General features: G+C 70.5%; 7 protein-coding genes. 3 read left to right on the top strand and 4 right to left on the bottom strand.

Features of this window, described 5'->3' with window-relative positions; all coding sequences use genetic code 11:
• The 4 genes from FNH08_RS05970 to FNH08_RS05955 all read right to left on the bottom strand — a co-directional run.
• Positions 1-1,309 (bottom strand): sensor histidine kinase (locus FNH08_RS05970; protein ID WP_152770188.1); only part of this gene is annotated, 1,309 nt, incomplete at its 3' end.
• A gap of 621 nt (positions 1,310-1,930) precedes the next feature.
• Positions 1,931-2,155 (bottom strand): translation initiation factor IF-1, encoded by a 225-nt coding sequence (gene infA, locus FNH08_RS05965; RefSeq protein ID WP_010981942.1) that lies wholly within the window; start codon positions 2,153-2,155, stop codon positions 1,931-1,933.
• Entirely contained in the window at positions 2,152-2,943 is a 792-nt protein-coding gene (locus tag FNH08_RS05960) for a GNAT family N-acetyltransferase (RefSeq protein ID WP_152770187.1), read from the bottom strand. Before FNH08_RS05960 ends, infA begins: the two co-directional genes overlap by 4 nt.
• Positions 2,944-3,341: 398 nt before the next feature.
• A complete protein-coding gene (locus FNH08_RS05955) occupies positions 3,342-4,568 on the bottom strand; it encodes an MBL fold metallo-hydrolase (RefSeq protein WP_322723810.1) in 1,227 nt (408 codons plus the stop codon).
• A 140-nt stretch (positions 4,569-4,708) separates the two neighbouring features.
• Between FNH08_RS05955 and FNH08_RS05950 the strand changes: the two genes are divergently transcribed.
• The 3 genes from FNH08_RS05950 to FNH08_RS05940 all read left to right on the top strand — a co-directional run bounded on the left by FNH08_RS05950 (position 4,709) and on the right by FNH08_RS05940 (position 8,307).
• Positions 4,709-5,899, top strand: coding sequence for a glutamate dehydrogenase (locus FNH08_RS05950; RefSeq protein WP_152770185.1), 1,191 nt, complete (start codon positions 4,709-4,711; stop codon positions 5,897-5,899).
• 42 nt (positions 5,900-5,941) lie between these two features.
• Positions 5,942-6,562 carry a TetR/AcrR family transcriptional regulator gene (locus FNH08_RS05945; protein WP_322723805.1) on the top strand — a complete coding sequence of 207 codons (621 nt, stop codon included), beginning with the start codon at positions 5,942-5,944 and terminating at the stop codon, positions 6,560-6,562.
• A 317-nt stretch (positions 6,563-6,879) separates the two neighbouring features.
• Positions 6,880-8,307, top strand: a complete 1,428-nt coding sequence (locus FNH08_RS05940; protein WP_152770184.1) for an alkaline phosphatase family protein — start codon at positions 6,880-6,882, stop codon at positions 8,305-8,307.
• Positions 8,308-8,349 lie beyond the last annotated feature (42 nt).

Raw genomic sequence — 8,349 nt, 5'->3', positions numbered from 1 at the left:
GGCTCGCGGTCTGCGGGGCCCCGGGTCCGGTGGGCTCCCGCCAGGTGCCGGTCGGCTGCGGGGGCTGCGTCTGCGCCTGCGGTACGTCACCGGGGGCGCCCGGCTCCGTGCCGAGCAGTCCCTGGGGGACGACTAGCACGGCCTGGACGCCGCCGTAGATGTTGTTCTGGAGCCGGACGTGGATGCCGTGCCGCCGGGCGAGCTGCGAGACCACGAACAGGCCGATGCGGCCGTCCTGGAGGAGGCTCGCGACGTTCACCTGGTCGGGGTCGGCGAGCAGGGCGTTCATCTTGTTCTGCTCGTTCACCGGCATGCCGAGACCGCGGTCCTCGACCTCGACGGCGAGGCCGGAGGTGACGATGTTGGCGCGCAACAGGACCTGGGTGTGGGGCGCGGAGAACACCGTGGCGTTCTCGACGAGTTCGGCCAGCAGGTGGATGACGTCGGCGACCGCGTGCCCCCGCAAAGTGCCGTCGATGGGCGGCACCAGTTTGACGCGTGAGTACTGCTCGACCTCCGCGATGGCCGAGCGCAGCACCTCGGTCATGGAGACGGGGTTGCTCCACTGGCGGCGGGAGACGGCGCCGCCGAGCACGGCGAGGTTCTCGGCGTGGCGGCGGATACGGGTGGCGAGGTGGTCGACGTGGAAGAGGCCCTTGAGCAGGTCGGGGTCCTCGATCTCGTTCTCCAGCTCGTCGAGGATCGAGATCTCGCGGTGCACGAGAGACTGCAGGCGCCGGGCGAGGTTGACGAAGACCTCGACCTTCTGTTCGCTGCCGGCCTGGCTGGAGAGCTGGGATGCCTGGACGACGGCGGTGACGGCTGCGTCGTGGGAGTCCGCGAGGTCCGCGGTGAGCAGCTCGAACTCGTCGGCGTCCGCGGCGGGTTTGCCGCGCGGCTTGCGCGCGGGCGGGCTCTCGCCGCGGCGCAGCGCCTCGACGAGCGTGCGCAGGTCGGCCTCACCACGGGCGCTGGTGCGGCACAGGGCGTCGAGGCGTTCGCGTACGGACCGGGCGGCTCGGTCGGCGGCCACGGCGGCGACCACGATGCCCGCGATGGTGACTCCGACGGATCCGGCGAGCACGGCCCACAGGACGGGGCTGGGGCGTGCTCCGGTGGAACGGACGGTGAAGAGCACGGCAGCGCAGGCGCTGAGCGCCACCGCGATGGGCGGCAGGACCGCCAGGCGCAGCAACTGCGGCCGTATCGGCGTCTCGGGCAGCGAGGGGGTGGTGCGGGCGACCGGTCGTCCGTGCCGACCGCCCTCACGGCGGTCCGCACGGGCGGTCGGTGCGCGAAGCTGAGACATCGGTGTCCTTGTACTGGTGCGTCGGGGGCGTGGGGGCTCCCGCGTCTGCGCGACCCGGGCATGCGCCATCGCCTGCCGGTCGGGAGAACCGAAGAATTCGGCCCTGTGTCGCCTGACGGCAACTCACAGTAGTCGCCAACGTGTCAGGAGCGGTGCGCAGTTGACAAAGTCCCCCGCAAGGCTTCCCGCTCCGGTATGAGCCTTCGTACGACAGGCCGATAAACCTTCGGACATTCGTTCCCGGCGCGGAAATAATCCGATCAGAGCTGGTCAGAAGTGGTCGGCAAATAACAACGAGGGCCGAGGGGCAATGCTGCCCTCGCCCCTCGGAAACGATCGGAAATTCACCCGGTCGGAACGTTTTCCGGCCCCCCGGTGCCCTCCGTCGTCCCGCCGGGGACGTCACCCATTGTGGTGACGGGCCGGCCCTCGAGAGCGGGCGAACCACCTATTGGAGTGACAGCGACCTCACACCACCAGGGTTCGGACGGCACCGTCTCGCACGGCCGCGGCGGCACCGCTCCAGGGGCAGCGGTTGCCAGCCATCGTCGGGGCCCCGGTCACGGAAACGCCGTGACCGGGGCCCCAGGATCAGCTACCCGCGGAAGGTACCGACCGCCGCTAGTTCCGGTACCGGAACACGATCCGGCCGCGCGTCAGGTCGTACGGCGGGAGCTCCACCAGCACCCGGTCCTCCAGCATGATCTTGATGTAGTTCTTGCGGATCTTCCCGCTGATGTGCGCGAGCACCTGGTGGCCGTTCTCGAGCTCCACGGTGAACATGGCGCTGCGCAGGCACTCGACGACCTTGCCCTCGACTTCGATGACGTTCTTGTTCTTCGTCATCGCACCAGCTCCAGGTTGCTGCTCGTCGGCCGGGCGCCGATGCCCTCGAACAGCGCCGAGGCCGCTTGGTTGGACTCGTGGACTTCGGTCCAGGCCGCGGCGAACCCGGAGCGGTGCAGCGTCCCCAGCGCGTGGGCGAGCAGCGCCCGCGCGATGCCGTGGCGCTGCTCGCCGGCCCGGACCGCGACCAGCCCGATGCGCGGCCGGATCACCCTCACCACCCGGATCAGACCCAGGTAGCGGTCCGGTGCCGCGGCCACCGCGTACTTCGACGGGTCGACGATGGTGTCGCCCGCGGGGCGGGGAACCACCTCCGCGGGCATCGACTGCCACCCGACGGTCGCCTCGACCTCGTCACGGATCGCGCGGTCCACCGCCCGCAGCAGACTTTCGTCCGCCTGACCGGCGGGCACGATCGTCACGCCCGAAGGCGGCAGGACTGCTTCGAGCCCTGTGACCCGCGGGTCGGTCGGCACGACGTACTCCCACTCGCGGCGCCGGATCGTGAAACCGGCCCGCCGCCAGCAGGCCGTCAGCTCGGCGTCGGCTTCGTCGACCACCGTGTACAGCGGCGCCGGCAGTTCCGCCAGCATCGCCTCGGCGAGCCGGTCGAAGGTGGCGTCGTGCCAGGCGTCGATGCTGACGAACAAGCGTCCGTCGGGCCGGTGCTCCGCATGCCCGCGTCCGACCACCAGGTCGTCATCCAGAGCATGCCATTGCCTGTCCGCGACGCGCGTGATCGTCACCGCGTTCTCGCTCAGGCCAGATGCGAAAGGCTTCGTGTTCATCGGAGTCTCCTTCCAGGAGAGCCTCGATCTCAGGCGCTCCTGGCGACACCGAACGTCAGCCGCCGGACCGTGACGGGTTGAGGGAGCACCCACGGGTAACTGTGTTCACGGGGCTCACCTCCATACGACGACTTCACGGTCCACCGCGAAAGTAGCAGCGGGGCGCCGTCTCGCTCAATTCATTTCCCATGAGCTCGCAGCAGATGAGGCTGCAAGCCAACGAGAGGAAGGAGTCGTGGAGTTCGATCTCTGCGTTCACGGCGTGTTCGACTCTCCGACGCCCGTTCCCGTTCCTGGGCCTGCCGACGCGGCGGCCCGTCGATGAGCCGCTAGACCTGCTCTCGCTCGACCTCCGACATGGTTGCAAGGACTTCTGTCACGCGCTTCAGCGCATCCGGTCAGTCCTCGCCCACAAGATCGAGGTCGTCACGGGAAGCCTTCGGAGTGATCTCCGGAACGGGCCACTTACGGGTCAGCGGCTGGGACACATCCCGCCACCAGGGGCGCGCGGGGAGGTCTCCAGCGGGCTCGAAGGGCTGGCCCGGAATGGGGACGGCGACTGGCTGTCCGATCGCGTCGGCTGCGGCCAGCGTCCACTCCCCAGGCTCGGCCCAGGGATGCAACGAGAGGTTGAACGTTGCCCAGTGGATCGGCAGCATGACACCGCCCGGCTGGCCCTGCTGCAGGTCGAGGTGGCTCTGGACCCCTTGCGAGGGGTTCATGTGAATGTCCGGCCACGCGCCCGGCAACGGCATGGCATCCGCGTCGTTCTCGGGCCAGAACTCGCTGTACGCGCCGATCTGGATCATCGTGGCGTCGAAGGGGCCGTGTTCGGCGCCGATGTCCTTGAAACCCTGGAAGTACCCGGTGTCGCCGCTGTGGTAGATCCGGTGCTCGTCGCCCGCGACGGCCCAGGAGGCCCAGAGGGTGTGCTGGGTGTTGCGCAGGCCGCGGCCGCAGAAGTGGCGGGCCGGGGTGGCCGTCAGGGTGAGGCCGCCGATCTTCGTGGACTCGGTCCAGTCCAGCTCGCGTATCCGCGTCTCGGAGACACCCCAGTGCTCCAGGTGGGCGCCGACGCCGAGGGGCACCGCGAACAGCGTGTCCGTGCCGGCCAGGGCCTTGATGGTGGGCAGGTCGAGGTGGTCGTAGTGGTCGTGGGAGATGACGACGACCTCGACCGGCCCGAGTGCGGCCAGCGGCAGCGGCACGGGGTGCAGCCGCTTGGGTCCCGCGAAGGCGAACGGGGAACAGCGGTCGCCCCAGACGGGGTCGAAGAGCACACGGTGGCCGTCGATCTCGGCGAGCACGCTGGAGTGCCCCATCCAGGTGAGCCGCAGCCCGCTCGCCGGCGGCCGGGCCAGGTCGGCGAGGGTGGTGGAGTGCATCGGCACGGCGCCGGTCGGGGCGCGTTGGGCGCGCTCCTCCTTGCGGAGGTAGCGCTTCGCCATGTCGAGCGCGGCGCCACCCGCCGGACGCACGCGCGTGCCCTCCGGGTTCACGAACGCGCCGTCCGCGAAGTTCGGCGACCTGCGGATCCGCTCCAGGCGGGCGCCGCCCGGATCCGCGCCAAAGGCGACGGGGCGCAGCCCGCGCAGCACGGAGCTCGTGGGACGGAAACCGGACACGGTCACCTCCTGGTGAATTCGCTGAGGCATTCCATTATGGTCCGCCCCTCTGACAACGCCGGGCCCACCTCTCCCCGGAGGCTGCCATACTGAACAGCAGTTCAGTAAATGCCGTCGGCTCGCACTCCCGAGGAGACCCGATGCACGCCCCCCTCATGTCGCTCACCTGGACCGATCACCTCACCGGTCGCCGCGGCTTCCTCGTCGTGGACCGGCTGGTGCGCGGAGTCGCCAGCGGCGGACTGCGGATGCGGCCGGGCTGCACGCCGGAGGAGGTCGCGGGGCTGGCCCGGGGCATGACCATGAAGGAGGCCCTGCACTACGACCCGGAAGGTCACCCGGCCAGCCGCTACATCCCGCTGGGCGGTGCGAAGGGCGGCATCGACTGCGACCCGCGCGACCCGGATGCGTACGGCCTGCTGGTGCGCTACCTCCGCGCGATGCGCCCGTACGTCGAGAGCTTCTGGACCACGGGTGAGGACCTCGGCCTCACCCAGGACCTGGTGGACCGGGCCGCCGCGGAGGCGGGACTCGTCTCCTCGATCCAGGCCGTGTACCCGCTGCTCGACGACGAGGCGGAGGCCCGGCGGCGGCTCGCGGACGCCTTCGCGCTGCGGGTCGACGGCATCGGGCTGGACGAGCTGGTCGGAGGCTGCGGGGTGGCCGAGTCGGTGCTGACCGCCCTCGACCGCGCGGGCGTGCCGTACTCCGGTACACGGGTCGCGCTGCAGGGCCTGGGCACCATGGGCGGGGCCACGGCACGCTTCCTCACGCGCACGGGACTCACGGTCGTGGCCGTCGCCGACATCAAGGGCACGATCAGCAACCCCGACGGGCTCGACGTCGAGGAGCTGCTCGCCGCCCGCGACGCGTACGGGACGGTCGACCGCGCGGTGCTGCGCCCCGGCGACCGGGAGCTTCCGGGTGAGGCGTGGCTGTCGGCCGACGTGGAGGTGCTGGTGCCCGCGGCGGTCTCGTACGCGATCGACACCGGGAACCAGGAGCGGGTCACGGCGCGCTGGATCGTCGAGGCCGCCAACATGCCGGTCCTGCCCACGGCGGAGGAACCGCTCTCCGCGCGCGGGGTCACCGTCCTGCCGGACGTCGTGGTCAACTCCGCCACGAACGCCTGGTGGTGGTGGACGCTGTTCGGGGACATCGGGGCGGACGCGGAGGAAGCGTTCGCCCACGTCCGCAGCTCGATGCGCGCCCTCGTCGACCGTGTGCTGGCCCGCGCGGAGGCCGACGGAACGACTCCGCGTACGGCCGCGCACGCCCTCGCCGCCGACCGGTTGCCGGTGATCGCGGAGCGTTTCGGCTGGTACCGGTGACGGCGGCGCCGTCGTCCGTGGGGTTCGGATTAGGGTTGCCGCGTGAGCAGAGTGCGGTTGAGCGTGGCGGAGCGGCGTGAGGAATTGCTGCGGGCCGCCGTCGAGCAGATCGAGGTGCGGGGCGTGGCGGCCGTACGGATCGCCGACGTGGCCTCGGTGCTCGGCGTGAGCAACGCGCTGGTGCTCTACCACTTCTCGACCAAGGAGAGGCTGGTGGCCGAGGCGTTCACGTACGCCGCCGAGGACGACTTGGCCCATCTGCGGGGGCTCCTCGGCCGCCGGACGACCGCGCTGCGGCGGCTGCGGGCTGCCGTGCGCTGGTACGCGCCGACCGGGCAGGCCAAGGGCTGGCGGCTGTGGATCGAGGGCTGGGCCGCGTCGCTGCGCGAGCCCGCGCTGCGGGAGGTCACGCGTGACCTCGACCGGCAGTGGAAGGCCGCGATCACCGAGGTCATCGAGGAGGGCGTGGCGGCAGGCGAGTTCCAGTGCCCCGACCCCGCGGCCGTCGCCCTCCGCCTCACCGCCCTGCTGGACGGTCTCGCCGTACAGACCACCGCCTACGAGGGCGCCGTCTCCCGCACCCGCACCCTGGAGTGGGCCGACGACGCCCTGGCCCGCGAACTGGATCTGGAGCGCACGGCGTTGAGGCCGGCCAAGGACTGACACCAAGCACTGAGACGCCACCGCGGACGGCGTACTCCCCCGGCTACTGCCCGCCGACACCGCAGCCCGGCAACCCAGCCGTCTCGGCCTTGTTTCATGCGCGGGCCGTTCGTTTCCCAAGCCGGGGCAACGGCCCGGCAACGCAAGAATCATGCAGGTCACGGCTTGGCCAACCCCTTCCCGCACGTTGGCCACATGTTCACCCCTTGCCCCTGATGGCCTGAACGGCGCCAGGCGGAGAGTGATCGGCGGTCCGTTCCTCAATCGGACCCACCGTCACTCCGAAGAGCGCTTCTCTCCCTCCAGAAGGGGCAATCATGGCCGAGTTGACTCGTCGTAGACTCCTGGGTTCCGCCGCCGGCGCACTGGGCGGCGCCGCGGCCTTCTCCCTCCTCCCGCCCAGCGTCCAGAAGGCCGTCGCCGCCGAGCCGCCGAAGCACAGCTCGCTGCGCGACATCGAGCACGTCGTCCTGCTGATGCAGGAGAACCGGTCGTTCGACCACTACTTCGGCACCCTCTCGGGCGTCCGCGGCTTCGCCGACCCCCACGCCCTGAAGCTCGCGGGCGGCCGCAGCGTCTTCTACCAGCCGGACGCGCAGAACCCGAAGGGCTACCTCCTGCCCTTCCACCTCGACACCCGCACCTCGAGCGCGCAGGCCATCCCGTCCACCTCCCACGCCTGGTCCGTGCAGCACGAGGCGTGGAACGGCGGCAAGATGGACCAGTGGCTGCCGGCCCACCGCAAGGCCGACGGCATCAACGGCCCGTACGTCATGGGGTACTACACCCGCGAGGACATACCGTTCCAGTTCGCGCTCGCCGAGACCTTCACCATCTGCGACAACTACTTCTGCTCGGTGTTCGGCCCCACGTGGCCGAACCGTCTGATGTGGATGACCGGCACGATCGACCCCGGCGGCACACGAGGCGGGCCGATCACCAGCAACGTCGCGCCCACGCCCTACCGCTGGACGACGTACGCCGAGCGGCTGCAGGCGGCCGGCGTCAGCTGGAAGGTGTACCAGCAGGACGACGACTACGGCTGCAACATGCTGGAACAGTTCGCGACGTTCAAGAACGCGCAGCCCGGCTCGGACCTGTACGAGCGGGGCGTCCGTCCCCAGCCGGAGGGCACCTTCGAGGACGACGCCCGCAACGACCGCCTCCCGACGGTGTCGTGGATCATGCCGACGAGCTACCAGTCGGAGCACCCGGACTACCTGCCGGCGGCCGGAGCCGACTTCGTCGCCTCCAAGATCGAGGCGATCGCTTCGAATCCGAAGGTGTGGCGCAAGACGGCCTTCATCCTCAACTACGACGAGAACGACGGCCTGTTCGACCACGTGGCCCCGCCGACCCCGCCCGCGGGCACGGCGGACGAGTTCATCCAGGGCCTTCCCATAGGCGGCGGTTTCCGCGTCCCGGCCATCATCGTCTCGCCCTGGACGGTGGGCGGCTGGGTGGCCTCCGAGGCGTTCGACCACACCTCCGCGCTGCAGTTCCTGGAGCGGTTCACCGGCGTGGAGGAGTCGAACGTCAGCGACTGGCGACGCTCGACGTTCGGCGACTTCACCTCCCCGTTCCGCTTCACGCACGCTCGCCCGCGCCCGCCCCGTCTGCCCGACGACACCGCGGAGCAGTTGGAGAAGGCGAAGGAGGAAGTGGCCACACTGCCGAAGCCGACGCTGCCGGGCGCCGACCAGACGTTTCCCCACCAGGAGAGGGGCCGCCGCCCGCACGTGTGAGGCCACGGTGCCCGCGCCGGTGTCCCGCGGAGTCCGCCGCGG

Source organism: Streptomyces spongiae (genome assembly GCF_009377185.1).
Classification (GTDB): domain Bacteria; phylum Actinomycetota; class Actinomycetes; order Streptomycetales; family Streptomycetaceae; genus Streptomyces; species Streptomyces spongiae.
Note: the sequence above shows the minus strand (reverse complement) of the source record. Positions and strands in the feature narration are given on the sequence as shown.